We start from the raw sequence: 26,224 nt of genomic DNA on the forward strand, positions 1-26,224 counted from the left end.
GACCTTTAATGACCGGTTAATAGGTCTTTAAACTAAGCAATAAAAGACCTGTTAACAAGTCTTTTGATGGTTTTTTATGCCTGTTCCGCATGGCTTCCTTCCCACGTGATGAAGAAAACGCTGCTTTTATCACGGCATTCACCTTAATGGTGATAATGATTATCGTTAGTGTTTTGTTTATGGTAAGTTGCGGTGAATGGGTTTGATCCCGCTGGCTTATTTTTCCTTACAAAACATACGGCTTTATCACTATGTCTTTAGCTAACCGCACAACGTCTTCAGCCTATCGGTTGTTCAATTTACGTTTAGAGAGTAAGACGCTGCTCTCGCCTTCATTAGCGCGCTGTGTATTTACTGGCCCGGAAGTGCGCCAGATGAAACTGGATGCGCCGGATCAGCGCATCAAACTGCTGTTCGCCAGTGAAAGCGGCGAATTGACGCCGATGACCGTGAGCGACACTTGGTATCAGGACTATCTGGCACTGCCGCGTGAGCGCCGTCCCATTCTGCGAACTTATACGCTGCGTTCTGTTTCTCGTGACTTACAGCAGGCAACGATCGATTTTGTGCTGCACGGTGATACTGGGCCAGCCTCAAGCTGGGCGGGTCATGCTAAGCCGGGCGATGCCCTACAGATCGTCGCGCCCAACGCGGAAGCCGATGGCGCCAGCGGTGGCTATGAGTGGGCACCGCATGATGGCGTTGAGCAGGTGCTGCTGATTGCGGATGAAACAGCGCTGCCAGCAGCAATGGGAATTCTTGAACAACTGGCTACCCAGCCTTCTCCGCCGTCGGTGCAGGCCTTTTTTGAAGTGCCAAAAGCGGCGGACTGCGTGACGCCTAGTGACTTCCCTTTTGCGCAGATTCACTGGCTACCGCGTGAGGAAACCGGCAGCACAATATGGGGAGAACGCCTGCTGTATGCGGTGCAACAAGACGTGAAAATCCCCGCTAGCGCCTGTATCAACCGTGATGATATTGCACAGGAGACGCCCGAAGACGAGCTACTGTGGGAGCGCGCAACGGCGCACCGTCCGTTCTATGCTTGGGTGGCGGGAGAATCATCGGCCATCAAACGACTACGCCGCTATCTGCTCGACGAACGTCACCTCGATAAAGAGACGATCAACTTTATGGCTTACTGGTCACATCGCTAATAGAAAACGTCAGGAGGGGTATTCCCTCCTGCGTCTATTTCCCCATCATCTCTGCTAATTGCTGTTCATCCGGCAGCCCGACCACCTGCTGTAGTTCATCTTTATCGTTCAGGTAATAGATGGCTGGCGTAACGTTCGCACCCAGTTCATCCATCAGCCGCTGATTAAGCTGAATGTTATTCCAGATGTCGCGTGAAGCGCTTTCAGGGAACGGGGGCACAGTTTTGCCGTTTGATAGCTCATACTCATGCCAGGCTTTGGCCGGATCGCTGGCGGCAAGAATCGCCGCGGCATAACGCCCGCTTTCCGGTTTGATGACGCCGACCAACAGCGTTTGCAACTGTACTTTTCCTGCTTTCACCCACGGCTGTGCCTGCTGCCAGAACTGTTTGCAGTACGGGCAGAACGGGTCGGCAAAGACGATGATTTTACGCGGCGCATCCTTTGCCCCTTCGGTGATAAATGGCGCTTGCTGTAATTTCTGCCACATCTCCCGACCGGCGGGAACATAGACTTCCTGCTGAATCAGCGCTTCGCTGAGGTTGTTACCGTGTTCATCATACATATATCCCGAAATGGCATGCTTACCGTCAGGGGTTAAGTAGATGGTCACCCCTACGCCCTGATAGCTGCCCAGCCAGCCTTGCATGCCACCGGGCGCAGTGAACGGCTTAATGATCGTAATACCCTGTTTTTCGATGCTCTTCACCGCATCTGGCAGAGCATCTTGCGCTAGCGAAGACGCGGAAAGCGTCAATAAGGTGAGTGTGAGGGAGACGCGTTTTATCATGGTGTTTGAGCCTGTATCGTGAATCATTGCCTGCCGGATAGCGTAGCGGAAGGTAACCGATCGAGGGAGCTTATTTACGCTTCCTGAACCAGGACCATACTGTGACCTGTCGTTATACGATCTGGCTGAAGAGAGTGGTTGGGTAGGGTCAGTCTCTGCCGTATATTACGTAAAGAATGATGCGTTTTGTGGTTTTCCCCTGTTGGAGTAATGAATTACCGTGACGTTGACCGAATCGCTGATTGCTTTTACGTTTGCCGCGACGCTGCTGACCTTAACGCCGGGTTTGGATACCGCGCTGATTTTACGCACTGCTACCGTTGAAGGCAGTAAGAAAGCTTTTCATGCCGCGTTTGGAATTAACGTCGGCTGCCTGATTTGGGGCGCGATGGTGGCGTTTGGTTTGGGAACGTTGATTGCCGCGTCGGAGCTGGCCTATAACATCCTGAAATGGTGCGGTGCGGCTTATCTTTGCTGGCTGGGTCTGCAAATGATCCTGAAACCCAGAACCGAACTGGTGATGGCGGCGTCACAAACTGCGCCGAAGCATCAAAACTGGTTTCTCCGCGGCATGTTGGGCAACGTATTAAACCCGAAAATCGGCGTGTTCTATGTTTCATTCCTGCCGCAGTTTATCCCCGCTGGTCATTCGGTCGTGCTATGGACCTACCTGCTTGTTCTTATTCATGTCTTTATTGGCACGCTGTGGTCGTCCACGCTGATTGCCGCAACGCGCCCGCTGTCGCGTTTTTTGCGTCGCGGCTCGGTGGTTAAATGGATGGATCGAACAACAGGCGTGGTCTTTTTAGCGTTCGCCGCACGTCTGGCGTTCTCGCGGCGGTAGATCCAATATCAATACTGATATTATCAATAAGAGTATTGCCCACCCATCATAATCTGCCGAACAGTAGCTCGATGAGCATTATGATTTCTTTGCCGAGCGGCTGCCCTTTCTCTTCGGCTAACAGATAGAGCGGGGTGGTGCGCCTTTCCCCTTGCTGTAACGGCAATATGTGTAATTCGCCCCGCGTAATGTGCTCTGAAATCCGCGCTTCCGGCAGCCAGCCGTAACCGACCTGATGCAAAACGGCCTGCGTTGCCGCTTCAAACGTCGTAAATGTCCAGCTCTCGGCAGACGCCGGCTGCGAATGTGGCGGCGTTCGCATCACAATCTCTACGCAAGGGTAGCGAGACAGTGCCTCATGGCTTAATGGCGTTGGTAGTGAAAAAAGCGGGTGATGGCTGTGTGCGACAGCGACAAAATCAACGTTCATCAGCCAGCGCCCAGCACAGCCGTCGATCTCACGCTGCGTAATGATATAAATATCCGCATCTCGCGCCTTCAACTGCGCCGACGTTTCATTACGCAGCACCTCAGTCAGGTGGATACGCGTAGCCGGGTGCTGTTTCTGAAAGGTGCTGAGCAAGTGGAATAGGCGATCTTTGGGGAAGGTGCTGTCAACCACCAGATTGATGCTAGCCTGCTCACCCATTTTCAATGAGTGAGCGCGGGCTTCCAACGCATGAAACGAACGTATTACGGACCGCGCCTGTGCCAGCAGGTTTTCTCCCTCTGGTGTCAGCTCAGCTTTACGTCCGTGTATCGTGAGTAGCTCAATGCCCAGACGCTCTTGCAGCAGCGAAAGCTGGTAGCTGACCGAAGACTGGCTGCGATGAAGCACATTGGCCGCCTGCGTATAGCCGCCCAAATCAATAACTGCCTGAAGTATTTCCCATTGTTCCAACGTCGTCTTTGCTTGCATCTTTGATATATCTAAATATTGAATGATTTTCCCTGAAAAATAGCGTTATTTATCGAATTAGGAAAGCTATAGAGTGAATTTACACATTTAAGGAGAACTATCATGCCTGCATTTAACCAACACGACCTGAGTCACTTTGTAGGGAAACATCTGATATATACCTACGATAATGGCTGGAATTACGAGCTGTATGTCAAAAATGCCAACACTATAGACTACCGTATTCACAGTGGCATTGTGGGTAACCGTTGGGTGAAGGATCAGCAGGTGTATATCGTGCAGGTCGCTCGCGAGGTGTATAAAATTTCATGGACAGAACCAACGGGAACGGATGTCAGCCTGATTGCGAATATTGCCGATAAGGTCTTCCACGGCACCATCTTCTTCCCGCGTTGGGTCATCAACAACCCAGAAAAAACGGTGTGTTTCCAGAACGAGCATATTGCTGAGATGGAAGCGTATCGCGACGCGGGTCCTGCGTACCCTACTGAAGTGATTGATGAGTTCGCCACCATTACGTTCATCCGCGACTGTGGGGAAAACAACAACGATGTCATCAACTGCCCTGCCAGCGAATTGCCTGCGGATTTCCCTGCTTGCCTGAAAAAATAAGCAGCAACAGGCGTCACGAATGTTGTGCCGCCTGATTTTCTATCGCACCACGCTGATTAACTCTCCGGCCAGAACGGTTCGCCCAGCGTGAGCATCAGTCGGTTGGCCCATGAGAAGAAGGCGGCCGACTGCACCACATCGACAATTTCCAGCATATCCAATCCCTGTTCTTGCAGCTGTTTCACGTCGTTTGCGTTGACCTGCGCGGGCGTGGCAGAAAGGCGTGCCGAAAAATCGATAATCGCCTGCCAGCGTGGGCTTTGGCCGATACTCAAATCGCCACCGGGAACGACATCCAGTAGCCGTTGCACGTCGCTGTCCTGCTTGGATAGCTGGCTGGCTTTACGGGCATGCACCGAGGCGCAATAGATGCAGCCGTTGACCTTGCTGGTGACGGCGGCGATGAGTTCGCGTTCTTTGCGCGGCAGGCCGCCAGAGGTATAAAAAATCCCTTTATCCGTCAGCGTGCGCTGTTCCAGTACCGGCAAGTTACGTCCTAAGAGACGGAAATAGTCGGAATCGGTGTGGCCGAAGCGCGCCAGAATCGCCTGCTCGTCGGTATTGAATTCTGCCAGCGGTTTGGGGGCAATCCACGGTTCCCAATCCAGTTCCGCCTGAGTGAATGCCTGCGGTGCGGACTTGCCGCTGTGCGTCTGCGATTGGGTATTATGCCACTGGCCTGCGACAGCAGCCTGCGAATGAGGCTGGCTAACACGATGACCCGCAATCAGGCGATAGCCGCGCAGCAGGCGGCTTTGAAAATTCACAAATGCGATGAGCTGCGAGAGCGTCACGATATCGTCTACCGACCAGCCCGCCTGCTCCAGCGCGTTGACGTGTGATGGTGCGGCTTGCACGGGCGTTTTCGTCAGGCGTTCAGCGTGATCTAGCGCCAACTGTAGCGCGGGTGTCAGCACGGGTTCTGGGAAGTCCGCCAGCCGCTCGGTATAAAAATGCTGTAGTTGCTCATCCTGCTGCCAGCCACTGATTTTTGTCGCAAACCAGAAGCGCAGCGATAACGGTAATGTCGCGTTGTCATGTACTGTGGCGTTAAACAGCGCATCGTAGCTGCCCTGGGTGTGGCGAGTTGCCGCTTCACGAGTTTTTCTGGCTGCGGCGAGGGCAGAATCCGGGCCGATTTCGGCCAGCGCATCCAATACGTCATGGGTGTGCAAAGTGTTAGCGTGCGTCATGCAATCTCCTGCCCGAGTGGGCTTTTCTGTTTGACTGCGGGCTTCCAGCCCAAAGCGGGTGCGACCTGAGTAGCAATCAGCTCAAGTGAACGAAGGATCAGCGCATGTGGCGGATCGATGGAATGCACCTGGAATGTTACATCCGTCGCCCGTTCTAGTGAGCTGTCCGTCTTAAGCGACGCGGTGACATCCTGTGCGGTGCCGACATGGCTGTCGAAGGAGGCGATCAGTGCTTCTATCGAGTCGTGAGGGATCGCGCGGAACGTACCGGAGCGGGCGGCAGAACGATTAAGCCCTTTCTCCGCCAGACTTAGCGCCAGTTGACGATCGTCAGCCACGAAGACGCTACGCGAGCTGAGGATACGCGGTGCGACGCCAGCGGGCAGCGCAGCCAGATAGGCGTCGATCATCGGGTTTTGCAAGTCAGCAAGCGTGGCATCTGGGAAATGTTCTGGGCGTGGCTGGGTACGGGAAAGCATCAGGCCATCGCCCGCTTTTCCCGCTCGTTCAGCACCCTCAATGGAAAATGTGGCCTGCCAGACGCGCTTATCTAAATGTGGGGCAGCAGGATATAGGCGATTGCCGTCTTCGCTCAATGCGTCTCCCCGCCATGCGGCGCGCAGCTTCTCCAGATAGCGCCCGAGGATCTGCCCGCGCTGTGCGCTGTCGTGACCGAACGCGGCAAATGAGGACGGCGTGCCGCCGGAACCCACGCCGACTTCCAGCCTGCCGTTGCTGAGTAAATCGAGCACGGCGGTGTCTTCCGCCACGCGCAGCGGTTCTTCCATTGGCAGCGTAATTACGCCAGTGCCGAGTTGAATGCGTTGAGTGCGTGCCGCGACCAGCGCCAGAAACACCAGTGGTGACGGTAACCCACCTTCATCAGCGTGAAAGTGGTGCTGTGCGACCCAGGCGCTATCGAATCCTAACTGTTCTGCTTTGACGATCTGTTCCGTCGCCAGCCGATAGAGCTGCTGGGCGGAAACGTCATCCAGCAACCGTGTGAAAAATCCCAGACGTTTCGTTGCCATTTTACAGTCCTTGGTTTAGTGCGAATGTGGATTCAGTATGAATTGGGGGTTGGTGTGAACGGGCAAAAGCCGGGTGTTGCTGCCCAGGGATAGCCTCGATGAGTTCACGGGTGTAGCGATGCCCAGGCTGAGCGAAGATGTGCTCCACTGGGCCGGATTCAAGCTGCTTGCCGTGGTACAACACGGAAACGGTATCGGCGATCTGGCGTACCACCGCCAAATCGTGCGAGATGAACACGTACGTCAGCCCCAGAGACTCCTGTAGCTCAGTCAGCAAACGGAGAATCTGCGCCTGCACGGTGACATCCAGTGCAGAAACGGCTTCGTCCAACACCAACACCTGCGGTTCCAGCACCAGCGCCCGAGCGATGGCGACGCGTTGGCGCTGGCCGCCGGATAACTCACGCGGCTTGCGTGATAGCAGCGCTACGGGCAGAGCGACGCGTTCGAACATCTCATGAATTTTTCGCTCCCGCTGCCCGGAGGAATGGCGATTAAAATTGCGTAGTGGTTCCTCGACGATGTCGTACAACCGCTGAGAGGGATCGAGCGAGCCAAAGGGGTTTTGATACACCAGCTGAATTTTCTGCCGGAACTGGCGCAGCGCTTCACCTTTCAGATGAGTGATGTCCGTGCCGTCGATCAGAATGCGTCCGGCGCTGGGATGATGAAACCCGAGCAAGCTGCGTGCCGTGGTGGTTTTACCGGAGCCAGATTCGCCGACAATCGCGTGCGTTGTGCCGCGTGCCACGCTGAAAGAGACGTCATCCACCGCGCGAAAATGCTCGCCTTTACGGCCCGACAGAGGAAAGGTCTGCACCAGATTTTCAACTGAGACAATAATATCGGATGCATGGCTGCGCGGTGGACGTGGCGTCGGGTTTAGCGATGGGACGTTCGCCAGCAGCGTGCGGGCATAGTGACTTAAAGGCGCGCTGAGCACGTCAAGCGTTGGGCCTTGTTCCTGAATGTAGCCGTTCTGAAAGACCAGCAGACGATCGGCACGCTCGGCCGCCACGCCCAGATCGTGGGTGACGAACAGCACCGCTGTACCATTCTCACGCCGTAACTCATCAAGCAGATCGAGAATACGTTTCTGCACCGTGACATCCAGTGCGCTGGTGGGCTCATCGGCAATAATCAGTGCGGGTTTCAGCGCAATCGCAATGGCAATCAACACGCGCTGTTTCATACCGCCGGAGAGTTCGTGCGGATACTGCTTCGCCCGTAATTCGGGCTGATTCAGGCCAACGCGCTCCAGTAGCGCCAGTGTTTTCTGGCGGGTCGTCTGGCGATCTTCCCGCTGATGAATACGCAGAATTTCGTCCACCTGTTCGCCGATGGTCTGCACTGGATTCAGGGAACTGGTGGGATCCTGAGGGATCAGACTGATCTGCGCACCGCGCACGCTGTCCAAGCGTTTCTGCGACCAGCCGCTGATATCTACGCCGTTTAGCCGAATAGCACCGCGCGTGAGCCTACCATTCTCGGCCAGCAAACCGATGACGGCCTGTGCGGTGGTCGTCTTGCCTGAACCGGATTCCCCTACCAGCGCCACGACTTCGCCGGGCTGAATATGAAAAGAGACACCTTCCACGACGGTCTGCTCGCGATCGTCGCTACGGTAGGCAATCGTGACATTCTCCAGAGCCAGTACGGGCACCGCCGCGCTGGTTTGTAAGCTAGCTGACAGGCTCATCGTTCTTTACTCCTTATCGACTGGCTGATGCGGTTAGCGGACAGCACCACGAGTACGACAATCAAGCCAGGGAAGGTGGTTAGCCACCACGCGGTTGCGATGTAGTTGCGGCCTTCGGCGATGAGCAGCCCCCATTCTGGCGTGGGCGGCGGTGCGCCGTAGCCGAGGAAGCTGAGCGTGGAGATAGCCAGAATCGCGCTGCCGAATTGCAGGGCAGCGAAGGCGAAAACGGTAGTTAATGAATTTGGCAAAATGTGCCGCCACAGCACGCTGAAAAAGGTGCCGCCGCTGCCATAGGCGGCTTCGACATAGTCGCTGTGGCGCACGCGCAATACCTCTGAACGCACCAATCGGGTAAAGCTGGCAACGGAGGTGACGCCCACAGCAATCGCGGCGTTGACCGTGCCGAAACCCAGCAGAATGATGACGCTCAACGCCAGCAGCAGGCCGGGGATTGCCAATAAGACATCGATGCTGCGCATGACGACGCTATCCAACCAGCCGCCAATCGCACCAGCCAAGAGACCGAACAGGCTGCCGAGCACCAAACCTAGCCCGACGGCGATAAATGCGCCGGACAGCGAATGCACCGCGCCGTAAACGATACGCGCATAGAGATCGCGCCCTAACTGATCGGTGCCGAGCCAGTATGCTGCGTCGGGTGCCAGCCGTTGTGCGCCTGCGATGCCTTCCGTCGGGTTATAGCTGGTAAACCAACCGGGAAACAGGGCCCAAAGCGCGACAGTCAGTATGACAAGCCAGGCCAGCAGCAGCCCCGGCTGAAAGGCATAGCGACGTATAAACAGCCGCTTGCGCAGAAGAGGAAAGGTGATTTTTTCCAGTGGAATGGTAGTCATAGCGTGGCTCCTGGCGTTCTTTTCAGGCGCGGATCGAGAAGGGGATAAAGCAGGTCGACGGCCAGATTGACGACAACAAAGGCGGCGGCGGAAATCAGCACGATGGCCTGTAACACGCTGCTGTCCTGATAGTTCACGGCTTCCTGCGTTAACTGTCCGAGCCCGTTACGGCCAAACACGGTTTCCGTAATCAGCGCGCCCGCAATCAGTTCGCCCAACAGTAAACCGGCGATGGTCAGCGTGGGCAGCATGGCGTTACGGGCGATATGCCGCCAGAGCACACCGCTGCGACTGGCACCTTTCGCGCGGGCGACGGCGACAAACGGCTGGGTTTGCACCTGATCGATGCTGCGCATTAGCACCTGAGCCAACGGGGTGGAGATTGGTAGCGCCAGTGTGAGAACGGGCAAAATCAGTCCTTCCCATTCTCCGGGGTTAATCACCGGAATCAGGCCCAGACGGAAAGAGAAGATCTGAATCAGCACGATGCCCAGCCAGAATGTTGGCACGGAAATAAACAGCGACGGCAGCGATTGCAGTGCGGTTCGCAGCCACTGAAACGGCGTTAGCGTCGATAAGAATGCAAGAGCGAACGCCAATAGCCCGGCGGCGATGAAACCCAGCACGGAGAGCAGTAATGTGGGTGGCAGATTCGCGGCGATAAGCTCGCTGACTGGCACGCCAGCCTGAATAGACAGGCCAAGATCGCCACGCAGTATCTGCGCTATTGCATGGAAATATTGCGTGAGTACTGGCGTATCAGCACCGTAGGACAAACGCAACTGCGCGATCTGCTCGGCGCTTAGGCCGAGCTCTGGGTTTTGAAACTTGATCAGTACGGCATCACCCGGCATCGCCTGAAGCAGGATAAAAGACAGGGTGAATGCCGCCCACAGCACGAGCAGTGCCTGACCGATGCGCAGTGCCAGATAGCGGTTCATGATGATCTCCTCCCTCTTCTTCTGTGTTACTTATCTAGCCAGGTGTTGTAAAAGCTGGGGCGACCTACGGCTTCAAACGCGATGCCTTTTGTGGTGGGGGCGCCCGCAAATACCTGCGGTTCTTCAAAAATGGGAATGACGTAGGCCTGATCGATCAGGTAGCCCTGCACTTCTCCCACCAGCGTCAGCCGCTTGCTGCGGTCAGTTTCTGCGGCGATGCCATCCAGCAGCGTATTCAGATGCGGGTCAACAAAGTCCTTCACCTTGTCGCTGGAACCACCTTTTTGCAGCAGGACGTTACGTACCGTCGGGTAATACTGGCTTTTCAGCACATCTGGGTCGGCGCGGCCGACCATCGCGGGTGCCACGCCGGTTTTCAGCGGGTCGAGGCTATCCACGGTTTTACTGCCTGCATCGCCCGCTAACACATTCAGCTTCACGCCGACTTTTGCCCACTGTTGAGAAACCAGTTGCAGGGTTTCTTTGTTCTGCGGCTGCGGCAGAGATTCATAGGCGGTCAGTTCCAGCGTTTTGCCGTCTTTCTGACGTAATCCTTGGGGACCGGTTTTCCAGCCTGCTTCATCTAACAGTTTGTTGGCCTGAACGGGATCGAACGTCAGCTTGCTGGAGAGATCGACATAGCCTGCGGCGGTTTTGGCCAGCGGTGACGTGGCCTGTGGGTAGTTGTCAGAGAGCAGCGTATCAATGATCTCTTTGGTGTTGGTGGCGTGCAGCAGCGCCTTACGTACGCGGATATCGGCCACCAGCGGGTTATCCGGGCGGAAAACCACGCTGTTATTGACGCCGCGCGTAGGCGGCGCATACAGGTTGAAGCCCTGACTTTGCACCCGCTTTTCATCATAGGCTTGGATCTGACGAATGAAGTCAGCCTGACCAGAAACCAACGCGCCGATACGCACGCTGTCTTCCGGGGTGACCAGATAGGTAATACCGTCCAGATAGGCGCGTCCCTGATGCTTTGACTTAACCGGAGCCCAGTCGTAATCCTTACGTGCAGTCAGCTTCAGTTCGCGTCCCAGCTTCTCGCTGCTCACCACGAACGGGCCGGAGCCAATAATATTTTTGGCATTGCCTAACTGATTGAAATTGCGCTCAAGCGTACTGAGAGAAACTAAACCAGAACCGATCGCCGAAGTGCCTTGCAAGAAACCCGGCGAAGGCTTCTTGAAATAAAATTTCACCGTCAACGGATCGATAACTTCACTGCGCAGGTAATTGTTGATGACTTCGGAAACTGGCTGGTTGAGCGCGGTGTTCCCTAAACCATAGGTATCGACGTTTTTCGCTACCGCGTTGGCATCCAGCGGAGTGCCGTCAGAGAAGCTGACGCCAGGGCGGATCTTGAACGTGTATTCGGTGTTGTCCGCGTTGATGCTCCAGGATTCTGCAACCCACGGTTCGATCTCCAGCGTTTCTGGGTTCTGGTACGTCAGTTTATCGGTAATCTGGTTGAGAATGCCGCCGTTCGGATAAAAACCGCCCGCTGGCGTATAGAGATTGGTGTGTGGTTGCTGTTCCAGATAAACCAGCGTACCGCCGATTTTCGGTGCGTCGTTCGCAGCGTGTACGTTCACCGCACCGCCCAGAAGGAGCAGCGAGGCAAAAAGAGTGAGTTTCTGATGAGGATGCAAAAAAGTTGCCACGATAATTGTCCCTACATGTGATGGTTTTTATTAAGTTATTGGTATATCAGGTGAATATGTGGAGCGATTACGTCCTGACGCGGGGGAATAAAGCAGGAAACGTTAACCGCTTGTTACAGCCGATACTTCCATAGGCGGTAGGAAACAGCAAAGAACAATACCGGTATTGGTTATCCAGTTTTTAGGTAGAAAGAAAGGGAATAACGTTGATGTATTGGGGCATATTTAAGCGGGATAAATATATTGATAGTGCTTTTTGAGCGGACCTTTTAATATCGAAAAAATTTAACGTCCGTCTATTCAATTTAAGACATTTTTATTATGCACTTATGCTTTCGACTTGTGCTGGGCACGGCAACATTATTGATGCTCTCAGGCTGTAGTGCATTATCAAATATGTCTATTGATGAATCTGATGCTGATGTGTTGCGGCTTGCCTGCTATCAAGACTTAACCGCTGAGGTCGATCGTCTGGCCGTTCCTTTTCTTAAACAAAAAGCGATACCAGGTCTTGTCGTCGGGGTATTAACTGCTGACGGAAATAGGCGTAGTTGGGGATATGGTTTTACAGATAGTCATCACCGTTATCCTATTACGGGAGATACCCTGTTTGCCGTTGGGTCGGTGAGCAAAGGATTTATGGCGGAAACCACGGGTATTCTGGTGAAACGAGGGATACTGCGCTGGGATAATACGCTCGAAGAACTCCTGCCTGGTCAGGTTCTCTTAAGCGAGAGCGTAAAAAAGATCACGTTACTACAGCTGGTTACCCACACTTCGGGCTTACCTCGTCAGATGATGGATATGCAGATGCTGGGGCTTTTTGCCGAGTATCTATTTACCGGAAATAATTTCTATACGCTATTGGATGACGATCGGGTATTGGATTATCTGGCTGATTTTACGGTGCCGCCCAATCCAACGCCGATGTATTCGAATCTTGGCTATGCCATTCTGGGGTATGTCTTACAGTTGAAAACGGGGGAATCCATTGATCAGTTGGTGAATGAAACCATTATCGAGCCTCTAAGACTGGAAAACACCAGTTTTACCCCACAGAAATTAACGCGCTTTCCCTATCGAGCGATTGGCCATGCTGGCGATCAACCCAAATTTATTATGCGTGGTAAGCCGATACCTGACTGGCACTTTTCTTCCAATATGGTAGGTGCTGCCAGTTTGTACACCAGCGCCAACGATCTGTTGAAATTTGCCCGCGCACATATTTATCCGACAGGTTATTACGCGCTGGACGAAGCCATAAACGATTCGATGAAGACATATTACAACCGCACGAAACAGGCTGCCAATATTGCTTGGATCACCGATGAGGTAGGCACACAACACATTACCTATCAGGTGGGATACATTGGTGGTTATTCAAGTTACATCGGGTTAGATCGTCACAATCGCATTGCCGTAGTTGTACTGCAAAACAGCTTCAATTGGGACAATAACCTCGGGCATACCCTTATCTCGCGTATTGGTCAGGCAATGCATTATCAAGGTGTGTGCAAAGCTTAAACAATCACCTCCGCCCGCACGCTCCAGCCACGTAGTAGACATCGTTGCTGGAGCGTGAAGGGCGTTTTGAAAGCAAACGCTTGGTGGTGACCTACTTCAAAACCTGCGGATTCACGCAGTTTTCTTTTACCTGACCGCTCAGGGCGGCAATCAGGTTATCGACGGCGCAGGCGGCCATGTCGTAGCGCGTTTCGTGCGTGGCAGAACCGATATGCGGCAGCGCCACGACGTTAGGTAAATCCAGCAGGGGAGAATCGACAGGCAACGGTTCTTTGACAAAAACATCCAGACCTGCGGCCTGAATTGTCCCTTTGACCAATGCTTCCGTTAGCGCATCTTCATCCACGACGGCACCACGACCGATATTGATCAAAATAGCGCTGGGCTTCATTTTTGCCAGCTGTTCACGGCCAATGAGGTGGTGAGTTTCCGCCGTCAGCGGCAGCGTGATACAGAGGAAATCAGATTCTGCCAATAGCGTATCGAGATCGCAGTGGCGGGCATTAAATCGTTCTTCTGCTTCGGCATGATGGCGGCGTGCGTTGTACAGTACTGGCATGCTGAAACCAAAGTGGGCGCGTTGTGCGACGGCCAGACCAATGCGGCCCATCCCCAGAATACCGATGGTTTTATGGTGAACGTCGGTGCCAAACCAGTCGCTGCCTACACCGCCTTTCCATTCGCCCGCTTTGACCCGCTCAACCACTTCCACGACTCGGCGCGCGCTCGCAAGCATCAGTGCCAGAACCGTATCCGCCACCGTTTCCGTTAGCACGGTTGGGGTATGCATGAGAATCACCCCTTTTTCATTCAGCGCGTCGACGTTAAAGGTGTCGTAACCGACAGAAATAGTGGAAGCCGCGCGTAAAAGCGGTGCGTGTTGCAGGAAGTCTTTATCGACTTTGCCGCCGGAACCAATGATGCCTTCGGCCGTTGCCAGAGCAGGGTGGTCGAGTGCGGGAAAGGCGTCAAGTTCGGTGACGGTGAAGTGTTGGTCTAAACGAGCACGTAGGTCGTCAGCCACTTTTTTATACAGGATAACGCTAGGTTTCATCACAAACTCCAGCAGATTAAGGAAGTTAAGGTAGAAATCGCTCATCAAATAATCGCGTAGCTGGCGAGAGACTGCAAGCGATACCGCCCCCGCATCTGCCCAAGGTTAATCTCGATTAATGGGGGATTTGCACGATTGATGTGATGAACGATCGCATACAGACGCTTCACCGCTGCGTGCAGCTGTCCCTGAATGACGTTTCTTGATGATCCATTGATTAATATATTTCCTTTGTGATTGATATCACTCATTTCTTGATAAAGCATTACTACAAAAAACCGATAACGTTATTTACGGGGATGTTTTTTGACATGGTGATGTTTTAGACATTGATAGTGTTAATGGGGGCGGAAATGCATTTTTTTACCAGGATTATGAGTAACCTCAAGGTTTCTCATAAGCTGTATGGCGGTTTCGGTATTGTCCTGTTTTTGGTAATGATCGCATCTGGCGTTGGTGCTGTACGATTTTTCATCATCCACGATCTGTATGTTAAAACGACGATTTTGAATGAAATGAATCATTATCTCGATCAGTCAAAAATGGCGAGAGTAAAATATTCATTCACCTTTGCGGATGACAATATCAAGAACCTTAATACCTACATTAGTCAGGCAAATCAGCAAAAAGAAAAAGCGAAAGCGCTAACGTGGGAAGCGGTTTATCTCTCTGATTTTAATAATCTTGATCAGGATTTCGCTAATTATGATACCGATCTGAATAGCATGAAAGCCGCCGCAAACACGGTGGTCGAGACGGCAAAGAAAATCAGCCAGATGAATGCCTCTGATGCATTAACGGCATTTATGACTGGTCTCCCCGTCGGCGCAGATGAAAGTGCGTTGTCTATGCAGAAGGAATCCCTCTCGCTGCTGTTTCTGAAACTGGTCAACAGCACCTACACCTTACAAAGAGAGAATAGCGAAGCCGCGTTTACTGCACAGAAACAGGTCTATGGCGAATCGAAGACATCCTATGATGCGCTGGCATCGTCGGTCACTGGCGATCGCCGTCGCGTAGTCGATTCGTTTTGGCAATCATTTGAAAATTATCATCAAACGGCAGAGCAGTATTACGCACGGTTGGGGCAGTTAAAAACCACTGATGTGAAGTTCCGGGCAACCGGAGACAAAATGACGAGCGACATCGGCAGTATTCTGCAAAAGCTCGGCGCGAAGAATGATGACATTATCAATAGCTCTGTACTGCAAACGCTGGTTTTAGGGGCGATTGCCATTGTATTCGGCCTACTGATCGCATGGTCTGTCACGCGACAAATTACCCGATCCATTATCACCAACCTGAAGCTGGCGGAACGGATCGCTGGTGGCGATCTCTCTGCGAATGTCACGGTGGAACGGCATGATGAGCTGGGGCAATTAACGGCGGCCATGATGGTGATGACGGAGAAATTACGTCATTTAATGACGGATATTCGTCAGAGCGTGTACAGCGTTGAGAGTGCTTCCGCTGATATTGCATCGGGCAATAATGATTTGTCATCACGTACCGAGCAGCAATCGGCGGCGATTGTAGAAACGGCGGCCAGTATGGAAGAGTTAACGGCCACCGTGAAGAACAACGCCGAGAATGCCCGACATGCCAGCCAGATTGCCGGAGAAGCTTCAACCAATGCCAACCGCGGCGGGGATATTATTAACCGCGTGATTCACACCATGAGCGATATTTCAGGCAGTTCGAAGAAGATCTCTGATATTACGAGTGTCATTAATAGCATCGCTTTCCAGACTAATATTCTGGCATTGAATGCGGCTGTGGAAGCGGCACGAGCCGGTGAACAAGGACGGGGATTTGCGGTGGTCGCCAGTGAAGTTCGTAGTCTTGCTCAGCGCAGTTCACAGGCCGCAAAAGAGATCGAAACCCTGATCTCCGAATCGGTTTCTCGCGTGGATGCAGGTACTGAACTGGTTTCTCGGGCGGGAACGACGATGGATGACATTGTCGCTTCCGTGAACCGTGTGAATGACATCATGGGGGAAATCTCCTCAGCATCGGATGAGCAGAGTCGTGGTATCGCCCAAATTGGCAGTGCGGTTGCTGAAATGGATACCACCATCCAGCAGAACGCCTCGATGGTGAGTGAATCTTCGGCTGCGGCAAACTCGCTGCAAGAACAAGCGTCGAAGTTGGCAAAACTGATGTCGGTTTTCCGCATATCCGATAAGGATGTTGCGGGGCTGGCAAGACTGCAGGGTTCGAACACCGGTAATCCAAATTCGGGTAATAAGGCTATAGCTCGTCTGCCGACGCTTGCGTCGCGGGATAACGGCAACGATAACTGGACAACGTTCTGATATCCGGTTGAACCGATAGCTCAGAGATTATCCATTGAACCGAAGGGAGCGGTATTTACTGCTCCCTTACTCGTTTCACCCACTGCATAATTAGCGCAGTAGCTTGCGTATCCTGATTGACGTTTTCCTCAACAATGGCGAAACCCTGCTTATGGTAGAACCGGCAGGCGCGCGTATTCTGCTGATACACTTCCAGACTGAGTAAGGGGAAAAGCGCCTGAACATGCTGGATTAGCGTTGCGCCAATCTGTTTGCCGTAATAGTTTTGTTCCACAAAGAGTGCGCCGATAAATCGTGCTTCCAGTACGCTGATAAAGCCAATAAGACTTCCTTGCTCCTCATAAACCCAGGTTTGTGACTGAGGAATATAGATGTCACGTACCGCAGTTGCACTTTCTCGCCAGTAATCTTCATGAATGAAGGGATGCGCCAGAATGGTGCTCGTTAACCAAAGTTGCATCAGCGGTTCGAGATCGAGGCCACGGTAAGGGCGGATCATGATGTGCTTTTCTGATGACAAAAACAGTCGGTGACATGGTCGTTGACCAATCCGCCCGCCTGCATGAAGGCATAACAGATAGTTGAACCGATAAATTTGAAGCCGCGTTTCTTCAGGGCTTTTGACATGGCATCTGAAACGTCCGTTTTGGCAGGAACCTCTGCAAGTGAAGCTGGGTGATTGAGACGCGGTTGGTGTTCGACAAAAGACCAAATGAAGTGCGAGAAACTCTCTCCCTGACTTTCCATCGCCACCCATATTTTTGCATTGGTGATGATCGCCTCGATTTTCCCACGGTGGCGGATAATACCGCTGTCCTGCACCAGTCGATCCACGTCATCCTGCGTCATTTTTGCTACTTGTTCAGGATTGAACTGGTGAAAACAACGGCGATAGTTTTCGCGTTTTTTCAGGACGGTGATCCAGGAAAGGCCCGCCTGCTGGCCCTCCAGACACAGTAGCTCAAATAGCTTCTGGCTGTCGGTGCAGGGCTTCCCCCACTCGTTATCGTGGTAATCCTGATATAAGGTGTCTTGTGTAACCCAGCCGCAGCGTTGCATTCCTTTCTCCTGATTCGGTTGTGCCGTTGGTATTTGGACGCACAGTTCATTGTAATGCGGTCTGCCGCAATGTGGGGAGATCATGACATTCATAGTTCTGTATATGCAACCAGCGTTTTGCGGGCGTGCTCGCAGATATGAAAGGTCGTGTGCGGATGGGGCGGAAAGTCGTCGTGGAATCGTGAATAATGCTTTGCCAACAGCTCAGGGCTGTTTTATTCGCTCAGGGCTGTTCATTAGCTCAGGGCTGTTTATTGATCATAAGAAAAGCATAAACAGAGACAGAGGTATAGGGAATGGCAGTGGAGTGGATAGCGGCCTATCTGGCATTAGGCGCAGTGGTGGGTTTTATGGCCGGGTTATTGGGCATCGGCGGCGGTGGCATTATGGTGCCAGTGCTGACGGCGCTGTTTGCCGCACAAGGTGTAGATAATACGCATCTGGTGCATTTGGCGTTGGGAACGTCAATGGCGGCGATTGTCGTCACGGCAATTTCCAGCCTGCGTACCCACCATCAGCATCAGGCGGTGCTTTGGCCTGTAGTGGTGCGGATTACGCCTGCCATCCTGATCGGGACATTCGCCGCTACCTGGCTGGCGACGATGTTGCCGACGCGAACGCTGGCAATCTTTTTTTCCTGTTTTATGGCCTACGTTTCGCTGCAAATGGTGTTGAATATCAAGCCAAAACCGCAGCGCCAGTTGCCCGGTACGGCAGGTGTTTCGTTCGCAGGGCTGGTGATTGGTAGTATTTCGGCGCTGGTGGCCATTGGCGGCGGGTCGCTCACGGTGCCGTTCCTGACGTGGTGCAACGTGCGTATCCAGCAGGCGATCGGTACGTCGGCAGCGGTCGGGCTACCGATTGCTCTTTCCGGTGCGCTGGGCTACATGATCAACGGTTGGTCGGCGAACGGGCTGCCTGATTACAGCGTCGGCTATGTTTCTCTGCCCGCTGTTCTCTTGATTTCCGCCGTCAGCTTCTTCACTGCGCCTGTTGGCGCTCGTCTGGCGCACCGTCTGCCTGTTGCGACGCTGAAAAAAGCCTTTGCGGCATTGTTACTGCTGCTGAGCCTGAAGATGTTGCAGACCGTTTTTTCCGGTTGATCCCGGAACTTGAAAGATGATGGCGGGGATTTGCACTTGTTACCGCATTCTGGCTGTATATCTTGCGGTCAGAGGGTATACTGGCGAATTCCTTATAAATCCACTTGTATCGCGCGCGAATCCAACATGCAAAAGTTTGATACCAAGACCTTCCAGGGCCTGATCCTGACGTTACAGGATTATTGGGCTCGCCAGGGCTGCACCATTGTTCAACCATTGGACATGGAAGTCGGCGCAGGCACTTCACATCCTATGACCTGCCTGCGGGCACTGGGGCCGGAGCCAATGGCCACCGCCTATGTGCAACCCTCTCGTCGTCCAACCGATGGGCGCTACGGCGAAAACCCGAACCGCTTACAGCACTATTACCAGTTTCAGGTCGTCATTAAGCCATCACCGGAGAATATTCAGGAGCTGTATCTCGGTTCTCTGAAAGAGCTGGGCATGGATCCGACCATTCACGATATTCGCTTCGTGGAAGACAACTGGGAAAACCCGACGCTGGGCGCATGGGGCCTGGGCTGGGAAGTTTGGTTGAACGGTATGGAAGTCACGCAGTTTACCTACTTCCAGCAGGTTGGCGGCTTGGAATGTAAACCAGTAACCGGTGAGATCACCTACGGTCTGGAACGTCTGGCGATGTACATTCAGGGCGTTGATAGCGTTTACGATCTGGTCTGGAGCGATGGCCTGTTAGGTAAAACCACCTACGGCGACGTGTTCCATCAAAACGAAGTCGAGCAATCGACCTATAACTTTGAACACGCAGATGTCGATTTCCTGTTCAGCTGTTTCGAGCAATATGAAAAAGAAGCGCAGCACCTGCTGGCGTTGGAAAAACCGCTGCCTTTACCAGCTTACGAACGCATTTTGAAAGCGGCGCACAGCTTTAACCTGCTGGATGCGCGTAAAGCGATCTCGGTTACCGAGCGTCAGCGCTACATTCTGCGTATTCGTACCCTGACCAAAGCGGTTGCGGAAGCCTATTATGCCTCTCGTGAGGCTCTGGGTTTCCCGATGTGTAATAAGAAAGAGAGCTAAGAGGCAGCCATGACTGACAAGACTTTTCTGGTGGAAATTGGCACGGAAGAGCTGCCGCCGAAGGCTCTCCGTAATCTGGCAGAATCCTTTGCCGCTAATTTCACGGCGGAGCTGGATGCCGCCAATCTGGCGCACGGGGACGTAAGCTGGTTTGCTGCGCCGCGCCGTCTGGCGCTGAAAGTGGCACGCTTAAGCGCTTCTCAGCCCGATCGTGAAGTAGAAAAACGGGGTCCAGCGATTTCTCAAGCGTTTGATGCCGAAGGAAAACCAACCAAAGCGGCAGAAGGCTGGGCGCGTGGCTGTGGTATCACCGTTGAGCAGGCCGAACGTTTAACGACCGATAAAGGCGAGTGGCTGCTGTATCGCGCCCACGCTAAAGGTGAACAGGCTCAGGCGTTGCTGGCTGGCATGGTAAGCACCGCGTTATCAAAGCTGCCGATCCCAAAACTGATGCGCTGGAGCGATAAAGAAACCCAGTTTGTGCGTCCGGTACACACTGTAACCCTGCTGCTGGGTGAGGAACTCATCCCCGGTCAGGTACTGGGTATCCATTCTGCTCGTACTATCCGCGGTCACCGCTTTATGGGTGAAGCTGAATTCACGATCGACAACGCCGAACAGTACCCGCAGATTCTGCTGGAACGCGGTAAAGTCGTCGCCGACTATGATGCGCGTAAAGCCAAAATCAAAGCCGATGCGGAAGAAGCCGCACGCAAGATTGGCGGTAATGCCGATCTGAGCGACAGCCTGCTGGAAGAAGTCACCTCGCTGGTGGAATGGCCGGTGGTACTGACTGCGAAATTTGAAGAAAAATTCCTCGCTGTACCGTCCGAGGCGCTGGTTTACACCATGAAAGGTGACCAGAAGTATTTCCCGGTTTACGACAACAGCGGCAATCTGCTGCCTCACTTTATCTTTGTTGCCAATATCGAATCCAAAGATCCACAGCAGATTATCTCCGGTAACGAAAAAGTGGTGCGTCCGCGCTTAGCTGACGCCGAGTTCTTCTTCAATACCGACCGTAAAAAGCGTCTGGAAGATCATCTGCCGCGTCTGGAAACCGTTTTGTTCCAGCAACAGTTGGGTTCATTGCGCGATAAAACCGACCGTATTCAGGCGTTGGCTGGCTGGGTTGCTGGCCAGATTGGTGCCGATGTGAATCATGCTACGCGCGCGGGCCTGCTGTCCAAGTGTGACCTGATGACCAACATGGTGTTCGAATTCACCGACACGCAGGGCGTGATGGGGATGCACTATGCGCGTCACGATGGCGAAGCGGAAGATGTTGCTGTTGCGTTGAATGAGCAGTATCAACCGCGCTTTGCGGGTGATGAACTGCCGTCTTCTGCGGTGGCTTGTGCGCTGGCTATTGCCGATAAAATGGATTCGCTGGCAGGAATTTTTGGCATCGGCCAACATCCAAAAGGCGACAAAGACCCGTTTGCACTGCGTCGTGCGGCCCTCGGCGTGTTGCGCATCATCGTCGAAAAACGTCTGCCGCTCGATTTGCAGACGCTGACCGAAGAAGCGGTGCGTTTGTATGGCACTAAGCTGACTAATACCAAGGTTGTGGATGAGGTGATTGAGTTTATGCTCGGTCGCTTCCGTGCCTGGTATCAGGAAGAAGGTCACAGCGTAGATACCATTCAGGCGGTATTGGCGCGTCGTCCAACCCGTCCGGCTGATTTCGATGCCCGCGTGAAAGCGGTTAGCCACTTCCGTTCGCTGGATGCAGCAGCGGCGCTGGCAGCGGCTAACAAACGCGTTTCCAACATTTTGGCTAAGTCTACCGATAAGCTGAATGAGAGCGTCAATGCTGCTGTATTGAAAGACGCGGCGGAAATTACGCTGGCAACGCACCTTGTCGTGCTGCGTGACAAACTGACGCCGCTGTTTGCTGAAGGCCGTTATCAGGAAGCGCTGGTTGAGCTGGCCTCACTGCGTGAACCTGTCGATGCATTCTTCGATCAGGTGATGGTAATGGCGGAAGATGAGCAGGTTCGAGTGAACCGCCTGACGCTGCTGAGCCAACTGCGTGAGCTGTTCTTGCAGGTTGCGGATATTTCTGTGCTGCAATAGGGACAACATAACCTTTCCCTAGGCTGTAAAATGAGCCTAGGGAAAGATCGTTTAGCTTTCTGAAAGAACCATACTGTTTTTTATTTGAATAAATGGTGTAAGTTGGGGATTGTTTTTCATATGCCCATGGTTGTCCTGATTAGAATGACATTCAATACAGAGTGCCTGTAAATTTTTGTTGTTATTATTATTTTTTTGCCCATCACGGTGGTGGACATGTAAAAATTTATTTAAATCTTTACGTGTAAGGTTTATGTTGCAAATTTCACATTGCCAGTTAACTGACTCTCGATATTGTTTTGATATTATTTGGAAATTTTTGGAGTAATCATTAATTGGAGCAGTAATATCATTATGCTCAGCATTGTATGTTGTTGCTGAGTTCGGATAAACAGTAAAGAATTCTCTTAGATCAAAAGTAGAAAAAATATTTTCTCTATCCTGATATTTTCTAGAGTAATTTTTCCAATTTAGCGTTTCGAGACAAAACTTACATACATCTAAGTTTTCTTCTCTGGTGACCCACTCTGTTTTTTCAGTATTCTGTGATTTTATCGTAAAAATTCCATCACTACGAGTGGCTGCAACGTATCTTCCACTTTTGTTATTTTCCCACATTCTCTGTAATGTTTTACAGTTTGCCAAATGATATTTTGGCAAACTCATGTTCCCACTGTAGGAAGCGACATCTCTTATATGAAGGATAACTCGGTTATCTTTATAATTAATAGTATGATCACTATTAATTTCTATTTCTAATATATCAACATCTTTTCCAGTTGTTGACAGTATTTTATCAAGAACAAGAGCATCCATTTTTATTTCGGTGATTGGTGGGATAATTTCTGCTTTCATTTCCTTGCGTAGATTATTGAAAATTGACGACTCAAGAAAATCGGGAAGTTGAGAGACGAGAAACGAATCCATTATATTTTATTCCCTTTCTCAACAATATTGGCCACCTGACGTTCAACATTTGTCCTGACACGAAACTCCACTCTTTGAGAGCGTGCACTGTCTTCAATTTGCGTTGGGGATGTAATCGTTTTTCCTTCTTTATCAATGGGTTTTGCTGAAGAAAACCCAATGGCTCGAACATGATTTTTAAACCAGCTTAAGGTGTTTTTAGAGTCTGAAACAGCAGGCATATTCATAATATATGACAGAGTTGTTCGAGTTCTTGACTGAGACAGTTCCATGTTATGAAAGTAAGCATCATTTTCACTTACACCAGTTCGCCACATCGTTGATGTATGTCCCTCAATACGTATTTCCTCAATGTTATCGATATATTTTTTATCAGTCATAATACCAAGGTAGCGAGGGATAAATTCATCTAAGATACTTTTAAATTCCGGCTTTAGCTCAGAGGAACTGGTTGTAAATAAAATATTTGGCTCCTGGAACCGTACTGTTAGATCCTCGTCGATTGTTGCGTGCCAACGTTTTAGATCATCCTTGAATTCGAGCTGTAATGCTTGACCAAGCCCCTGTAGGGTATTTTTATATACTGATGGAATCTTAACCATCTCCTGTACTTTTATCATATAGACAACGGAGATAAGTAAAAATATCATCATCAGAGAGGTCATTAAATCACTCAGGCTGATCCAAAAATCCTCTTTATCTGCTTTTTTGTGAGTCAGTAATGGATTATTCATCTGCTATCTCCTCAAATTCTCGGATAGGCGTACGACGTCTCTTAGTTTTTCTGTTAGAGGATCGTAATCCTGTACAAATTTAGAAGATAGTGCTCCTAATTGTTGGCCTAGGCTATCGAGAGATTTCTTCAACGCAGCAGCTAAAGCAGCATCCAATGTCTGAACTTGTTGTTCTGTTTTTTTATTTAGTTCGACAATATTATTGGTGACGTCTTCATTGTGTTTCTGCATATATTTAGTGAGATCTTGAGAAAGGCGGGTTATCTGCTCTTGTAGCTCAGTACCTGTTTTCTGAACAGATTTTTGCATTTCCTGATTTTGGTTTTTTATTGCATCGGACATCGCTTTCGAACTACCTATCATCTGACTGGTAAAGTCAGCCGCTGAGGATTCCAATGTGCGTGTGACAGTATAAATACTATCTCCAATGACTGTGGCAGAGGCTTTAGCCCCGTTTCTCACATCCTCTATAATAGCCATGATTCCTTTTTCTATTTCGGGGATGCCTGTTTTTGAGGATTCAATTAGTTCAGCGAGTTGTTTTAGATTTTCTTCTATGCCTTTTTCTAAACTAGAGGCCGTGCCAATCGTTTGATGAATGTCTTTTGCAACTTGAGTAAATGATTCCGATTGTGTCATTATTTCAGAAAAGGATTGGGTCGCTTGTTGCATATTTTCTGTTGTTTGAGTTTGTTGCTCAATCATCTCTCGTATTTGCAGGCTGTATTGTTGCTGCCACTCATTTATTTTACCGACAGCTTCATTTAGCTGTTTAAAATTTTCGCCAAATTGCTCACCGATTTTTTCGTTAAAGTCATGAATAACTTCTTTTAATGCTTCAATTAATGCTTTTGAGTTATTTTCAGTTTGAATTTTTGCAAATTCAGTAAATGCATTATGAATATTGGTGAGTTTATCGTTTTGATCGCCGCGCATTAACTTTAACTGTGTGAGTAAAGAAGCATCTTCATTTCCTGCTATAGCATAATGCAATCGGCCAATCGATTCTGTAGAGATCTGTAAGTGTTGAACAATATCATCAATTGTTGAATCAGTGGGTGTTGGTTGGTTGTTTTTTGTTCTTACACCCCAGATGGCATAGCGCCATTTTATAATTAATGCGCAAGCGACACCCGCGACAGAAGCCCAAAATGCGGTTTTTATGCCATTAATCAGCGTAGGTAAGCTATTTTCCACATCATTCATATCGAATGACGACAAACCTAACGCAATGCCAAGGAAGGTTGCCAATATTCCTATAGTAATGAGGATACCTGGCGACTCATGGGATTTTTTCTCGGTAAAATTCCAGTTGCTATAAATGAAGTAGGCAAGGATTACAGCAATAAAAATCCATGTTTCAAGTGGTAATATACTAAGCATAGAGTAGTCAAATTGTCCGTTTGTTAAAAATAAAGCTATCGTGCTAAAAGAGTCACTTTTTATTTAAGGTAGTAAATTGCATATTCGTTACCTTGTTAATAGTTTCATTTTGTAATCTATTTTTTCATATTGTCGAGTAACCTCATATTTTTGGCGAATTTTATTATTCGGATGAAAAATGCGAGATGAAACGCAATTTTAATAATATGTTTATGATTAAACAATAACCATACTGGTTTTTATTTCTCTTGAACGCCAGACCTGGCCTTTTTCTGCACAGCCAGCCTGATTCGACTATGCTTATGTCGTAGAAAATCTTGTCATGGAAAATCCGTCGCTAGCGTGTTTTTGTCCGTATAAAGCACGGCTGGCGGGGCAGTAAGCATAACAGGAGTAGGGAATGAGAAGGCTGATGACGTACCGTTCACGCTGGCTGCTGCCAGTTCTGGTTATTCTGGCGGCATTGCAGCTTGCTGCCTGCGGTGACAGTGAAGCCGAGCAGCGGAAGGCATTCATTGCGTTCCTGCAAAGCGTGCAGTCGCAGCAGGATGGGATACTGCCTGCATTGACGGAAGAGCAAAAGAAGAATTTTGGCAATTTCACCAACGATTACGCGATTTTAACCACCTTTTCTCAGCAGTTTAATCAGGCCGTATCCGGCAGTTTAACGCCGATGCTGGGGCAAATTTCCCGTATTCGCGTCCCTAAAGACTATCTGACACAGCGTGATGCACTGAGGCAATCTGTTGGAACCATGAGCCTGTTGGCGCAGCATGTTCAGACGGCGAAAGCGCAGGCTGACAATGCCCACCGCACATTAAAACAGCCCGAAGAGGTGCAAATTCCTTATGAGCGACTGTATGCGCGGACGGTAATACAGCCGACGAATGCGTTGTTGCCTGCTATTCCGAATGCCACGTCGTTTACACAAAGCCTGATTCAGGTTGGGGATTTCCTTCAAGCTCAGGGCGATCAGGCCGTATTTAACGGTGCGTCTGTGCAATTCCGTACGCCACAGCAGGTGGCGCAATATAACGGTATGGTGGCAGCATTGCCGGTTCAGCAGCAAAATTTAATGAATGCGCTCAGAGGGGTAACTGGCACGAACTATCCCTAATTAGCCTCTTTTAGCGAGGCGCTCTTGGCGGATAGGTATTCTGGATAAGATGAGTTTGGCAGACGAGAGGAAAAATAAATTGTGATTAACATCACATAAATAAAACAAACAAGCGCCTGTAAAGTGTGATGCAAATCACATATAAGGCGCAGTGTTTGTCTACAAATCTGTTTAGTTTTTC

Annotated in this window: 23 protein-coding genes; 9 read left to right on the forward strand and 14 right to left on the reverse strand. The window is 50.9% G+C overall.

Annotated features, from left to right (window positions below; all coding sequences use genetic code 11):
* The first annotated feature begins 251 nt into the window (after positions 1 to 251).
* Positions 252 to 1,157, forward strand: coding sequence for a siderophore-interacting protein (locus tag GZ59_RS00335; protein ID WP_011091709.1), 906 nt, complete (start codon positions 252 to 254; stop codon positions 1,155 to 1,157).
* 34 nt (positions 1,158 to 1,191) lie between these two features.
* Here GZ59_RS00335 and dsbG read toward each other — a convergent pair whose 3' ends face one another.
* Entirely contained in the window at positions 1,192 to 1,947 is a 756-nt protein-coding gene (gene dsbG, locus GZ59_RS00340) for a thiol:disulfide interchange protein DsbG (RefSeq protein WP_011091710.1), read from the reverse strand.
* Between the two features lie 220 nt (positions 1,948 to 2,167).
* Here dsbG and GZ59_RS00345 point away from each other — a divergent pair, with 220 nt between their 5' ends.
* Entirely contained in the window at positions 2,168 to 2,791 is a 624-nt protein-coding gene (locus GZ59_RS00345) for a LysE family translocator (RefSeq protein ID WP_011091711.1), read from the forward strand.
* Between the two features lie 46 nt (positions 2,792 to 2,837).
* Here GZ59_RS00345 and GZ59_RS00350 read toward each other — a convergent pair whose 3' ends face one another.
* The gene (locus tag GZ59_RS00350) at positions 2,838 to 3,710 is read right to left on the reverse strand and encodes a LysR family transcriptional regulator (RefSeq protein WP_011091712.1); all 873 of its coding nucleotides are present in this window, start codon (positions 3,708 to 3,710) and stop codon (positions 2,838 to 2,840) included.
* Between the two features lie 102 nt (positions 3,711 to 3,812).
* Here GZ59_RS00350 and GZ59_RS00355 point away from each other — a divergent pair, with 102 nt between their 5' ends.
* Positions 3,813 to 4,322 (forward strand): phenolic acid decarboxylase, encoded by a 510-nt coding sequence (locus tag GZ59_RS00355; protein ID WP_011091713.1) that lies wholly within the window; start codon positions 3,813 to 3,815, stop codon positions 4,320 to 4,322.
* 56 nt (positions 4,323 to 4,378) lie between these two features.
* Here the strand turns inward: GZ59_RS00355 and GZ59_RS00360 are convergent, their stop codons facing one another.
* Genes GZ59_RS00360 through GZ59_RS00385 form a run of 6 tightly spaced genes read right to left on the reverse strand, consistent with a single transcriptional unit; the run spans position 4,379 to position 11,707 of the window.
* The gene (locus tag GZ59_RS00360) at positions 4,379 to 5,515 is read right to left on the reverse strand and encodes an alkylhydroperoxidase domain protein (protein ID WP_039289326.1); all 1,137 of its coding nucleotides are present in this window, start codon (positions 5,513 to 5,515) and stop codon (positions 4,379 to 4,381) included.
* Positions 5,512 to 6,546: a putative FMN-dependent luciferase-like monooxygenase gene (locus GZ59_RS00365; RefSeq protein ID WP_011091715.1), complete on the reverse strand. Its 1,035-nt coding sequence runs from the start codon at positions 6,544 to 6,546 to the stop codon at positions 5,512 to 5,514. Before GZ59_RS00365 ends, GZ59_RS00360 begins: the two co-directional genes overlap by 4 nt.
* 1 nt (position 6,547) lies before the next feature.
* On the reverse strand, positions 6,548 to 8,245 hold the full coding sequence (locus tag GZ59_RS00370; RefSeq protein WP_011091716.1) for a dipeptide ABC transporter ATP-binding protein: 1,698 nt from the start codon (positions 8,243 to 8,245) through the stop codon (positions 6,548 to 6,550).
* Positions 8,242 to 9,102, reverse strand: a complete 861-nt coding sequence (locus GZ59_RS00375; RefSeq protein WP_011091717.1) for an ABC transporter permease — start codon at positions 9,100 to 9,102, stop codon at positions 8,242 to 8,244. Before GZ59_RS00375 ends, GZ59_RS00370 begins: the two co-directional genes overlap by 4 nt.
* Positions 9,099 to 10,043: an ABC transporter permease gene (locus GZ59_RS00380; RefSeq protein ID WP_039289329.1), complete on the reverse strand. Its 945-nt coding sequence runs from the start codon at positions 10,041 to 10,043 to the stop codon at positions 9,099 to 9,101. Before GZ59_RS00380 ends, GZ59_RS00375 begins: the two co-directional genes overlap by 4 nt.
* A 26-nt stretch (positions 10,044 to 10,069) precedes the next feature.
* Complete coding sequence (locus tag GZ59_RS00385; RefSeq protein ID WP_011091719.1) at positions 10,070 to 11,707, reverse strand: TIGR04028 family ABC transporter substrate-binding protein; 1,638 nt, start codon at positions 11,705 to 11,707, stop codon at positions 10,070 to 10,072.
* A 321-nt stretch (positions 11,708 to 12,028) separates the two neighbouring features.
* Here GZ59_RS00385 and GZ59_RS00390 point away from each other — a divergent pair, with 321 nt between their 5' ends.
* A complete protein-coding gene (locus GZ59_RS00390) occupies positions 12,029 to 13,231 on the forward strand; it encodes a serine hydrolase domain-containing protein (protein WP_011091720.1) in 1,203 nt (400 codons plus the stop codon).
* A 91-nt stretch (positions 13,232 to 13,322) separates the two neighbouring features.
* Here GZ59_RS00390 and ghrB read toward each other — a convergent pair whose 3' ends face one another.
* Positions 13,323 to 14,285, reverse strand: coding sequence for a glyoxylate/hydroxypyruvate reductase GhrB (gene ghrB / locus GZ59_RS00395; RefSeq protein WP_039289332.1), 963 nt, complete (start codon positions 14,283 to 14,285; stop codon positions 13,323 to 13,325).
* Between the two features lie 353 nt (positions 14,286 to 14,638).
* On the opposite strand from ghrB, the gene GZ59_RS00400 reads away from it, so the two are divergent.
* Entirely contained in the window at positions 14,639 to 16,600 is a 1,962-nt protein-coding gene (locus GZ59_RS00400) for a methyl-accepting chemotaxis protein (protein ID WP_039289333.1), read from the forward strand.
* Positions 16,601 to 16,655: 55 nt separating this feature from the next.
* On the opposite strand, the gene GZ59_RS00405 is transcribed toward GZ59_RS00400, so the two are convergent.
* Positions 16,656 to 17,099, reverse strand: a complete 444-nt coding sequence (locus tag GZ59_RS00405) for an N-acetyltransferase (RefSeq protein WP_039289336.1) — start codon at positions 17,097 to 17,099, stop codon at positions 16,656 to 16,658.
* Positions 17,096 to 17,659 carry a DNA-3-methyladenine glycosylase I gene (locus tag GZ59_RS00410; RefSeq protein WP_039289338.1) on the reverse strand — a complete coding sequence of 188 codons (564 nt, stop codon included), beginning with the start codon at positions 17,657 to 17,659 and terminating at the stop codon, positions 17,096 to 17,098. Before GZ59_RS00410 ends, GZ59_RS00405 begins: the two co-directional genes overlap by 4 nt.
* Before the next feature lie 296 nt (positions 17,660 to 17,955).
* Here GZ59_RS00410 and GZ59_RS00415 point away from each other — a divergent pair, with 296 nt between their 5' ends.
* From GZ59_RS00415 to glyS, 3 genes are all read left to right on the forward strand, one after another.
* Complete coding sequence (locus tag GZ59_RS00415; RefSeq protein ID WP_039289341.1) at positions 17,956 to 18,762, forward strand: sulfite exporter TauE/SafE family protein; 807 nt, start codon at positions 17,956 to 17,958, stop codon at positions 18,760 to 18,762.
* A 126-nt stretch (positions 18,763 to 18,888) separates the two neighbouring features.
* A complete protein-coding gene (glyQ, locus tag GZ59_RS00420; protein ID WP_011091727.1) occupies positions 18,889 to 19,803 on the forward strand; it encodes a glycine--tRNA ligase subunit alpha in 915 nt (304 codons plus the stop codon).
* A gap of 9 nt (positions 19,804 to 19,812) precedes the next feature.
* Positions 19,813 to 21,882 (forward strand): glycine--tRNA ligase subunit beta, encoded by a 2,070-nt coding sequence (gene glyS / locus GZ59_RS00425; protein ID WP_039289343.1) that lies wholly within the window; start codon positions 19,813 to 19,815, stop codon positions 21,880 to 21,882.
* Positions 21,883 to 21,933: 51 nt separating this feature from the next.
* On the opposite strand, the gene GZ59_RS00430 is transcribed toward glyS, so the two are convergent.
* From GZ59_RS00430 to GZ59_RS00440, 3 genes are all read right to left on the reverse strand, one after another.
* The gene (locus GZ59_RS00430; RefSeq protein WP_144243121.1) at positions 21,934 to 22,737 is read right to left on the reverse strand and encodes a hypothetical protein; all 804 of its coding nucleotides are present in this window, start codon (positions 22,735 to 22,737) and stop codon (positions 21,934 to 21,936) included.
* A gap of 71 nt (positions 22,738 to 22,808) precedes the next feature.
* Positions 22,809 to 23,543 (reverse strand): OmpA/MotB family protein, encoded by a 735-nt coding sequence (locus GZ59_RS00435; RefSeq protein WP_039289344.1) that lies wholly within the window; start codon positions 23,541 to 23,543, stop codon positions 22,809 to 22,811.
* Between the two features lie 3 nt (positions 23,544 to 23,546).
* Positions 23,547 to 24,926 carry a hypothetical protein gene (locus GZ59_RS00440; RefSeq protein ID WP_039289347.1) on the reverse strand — a complete coding sequence of 460 codons (1,380 nt, stop codon included), beginning with the start codon at positions 24,924 to 24,926 and terminating at the stop codon, positions 23,547 to 23,549.
* Positions 24,927 to 25,338: 412 nt separating this feature from the next.
* Between GZ59_RS00440 and GZ59_RS00445 the strand changes: the two genes are divergently transcribed.
* Positions 25,339 to 26,043 carry a DUF3053 domain-containing protein gene (locus GZ59_RS00445; RefSeq protein ID WP_080708278.1) on the forward strand — a complete coding sequence of 235 codons (705 nt, stop codon included), beginning with the start codon at positions 25,339 to 25,341 and terminating at the stop codon, positions 26,041 to 26,043.
* The last annotated feature ends 181 nt before the right edge of the window (positions 26,044 to 26,224 follow it).

It is taken from the genome of Pectobacterium atrosepticum (assembly GCF_000740965.1).
In the GTDB taxonomy this organism is placed as follows: Bacteria; Pseudomonadota; Gammaproteobacteria; order Enterobacterales; family Enterobacteriaceae; genus Pectobacterium; species Pectobacterium atrosepticum.

Bases quoted from the DNA above. Each gene is read 5' to 3' on its own strand.
- GZ59_RS00365 (WP_011091715.1), bottom strand. From the start codon at position 6,546: ATGGCAACGAAACGTCTGGGATTTTTCACACGGTTGCTGGATGACGTT.
- GZ59_RS00400 (WP_039289333.1), top strand. From the start codon at position 14,639: ATGCATTTTTTTACCAGGATTATGAGTAACCTCAAGGTTTCTCATAAG.
- GZ59_RS00380 (WP_039289329.1), bottom strand. From the start codon at position 10,043: ATGAACCGCTATCTGGCACTGCGCATCGGTCAGGCACTGCTCGTGCTG.
- GZ59_RS00415 (WP_039289341.1), top strand. From the start codon at position 17,956: ATGGCAGTGGAGTGGATAGCGGCCTATCTGGCATTAGGCGCAGTGGTG.
- glyQ (WP_011091727.1), top strand. From the start codon at position 18,889: ATGCAAAAGTTTGATACCAAGACCTTCCAGGGCCTGATCCTGACGTTA.
- GZ59_RS00435 (WP_039289344.1), bottom strand. From the start codon at position 23,543: ATGAATAATCCATTACTGACTCACAAAAAAGCAGATAAAGAGGATTTT.
- GZ59_RS00360 (WP_039289326.1), bottom strand. From the start codon at position 5,515: ATGACGCACGCTAACACTTTGCACACCCATGACGTATTGGATGCGCTG.
- GZ59_RS00430 (WP_144243121.1), bottom strand. From the start codon at position 22,737: ATGAAAGCAGAAATTATCCCACCAATCACCGAAATAAAAATGGATGCT.
- GZ59_RS00410 (WP_039289338.1), bottom strand. From the start codon at position 17,659: ATGCAACGCTGCGGCTGGGTTACACAAGACACCTTATATCAGGATTAC.
- GZ59_RS00370 (WP_011091716.1), bottom strand. From the start codon at position 8,245: ATGAGCCTGTCAGCTAGCTTACAAACCAGCGCGGCGGTGCCCGTACTG.
- ghrB (WP_039289332.1), bottom strand. From the start codon at position 14,285: ATGAAACCTAGCGTTATCCTGTATAAAAAAGTGGCTGACGACCTACGT.
- dsbG (WP_011091710.1), bottom strand. From the start codon at position 1,947: ATGATAAAACGCGTCTCCCTCACACTCACCTTATTGACGCTTTCCGCG.
- GZ59_RS00405 (WP_039289336.1), bottom strand. From the start codon at position 17,099: ATGATCCGCCCTTACCGTGGCCTCGATCTCGAACCGCTGATGCAACTT.
- GZ59_RS00445 (WP_080708278.1), top strand. From the start codon at position 25,339: ATGACGTACCGTTCACGCTGGCTGCTGCCAGTTCTGGTTATTCTGGCG.
- GZ59_RS00390 (WP_011091720.1), top strand. From the start codon at position 12,029: ATGCACTTATGCTTTCGACTTGTGCTGGGCACGGCAACATTATTGATG.
- GZ59_RS00440 (WP_039289347.1), bottom strand. From the start codon at position 24,926: ATGCTTAGTATATTACCACTTGAAACATGGATTTTTATTGCTGTAATC.
- GZ59_RS00375 (WP_011091717.1), bottom strand. From the start codon at position 9,102: ATGACTACCATTCCACTGGAAAAAATCACCTTTCCTCTTCTGCGCAAG.
- GZ59_RS00335 (WP_011091709.1), top strand. From the start codon at position 252: ATGTCTTTAGCTAACCGCACAACGTCTTCAGCCTATCGGTTGTTCAAT.
- GZ59_RS00350 (WP_011091712.1), bottom strand. From the start codon at position 3,710: ATGCAAGCAAAGACGACGTTGGAACAATGGGAAATACTTCAGGCAGTT.
- GZ59_RS00355 (WP_011091713.1), top strand. From the start codon at position 3,813: ATGCCTGCATTTAACCAACACGACCTGAGTCACTTTGTAGGGAAACAT.
- glyS (WP_039289343.1), top strand. From the start codon at position 19,813: ATGACTGACAAGACTTTTCTGGTGGAAATTGGCACGGAAGAGCTGCCG.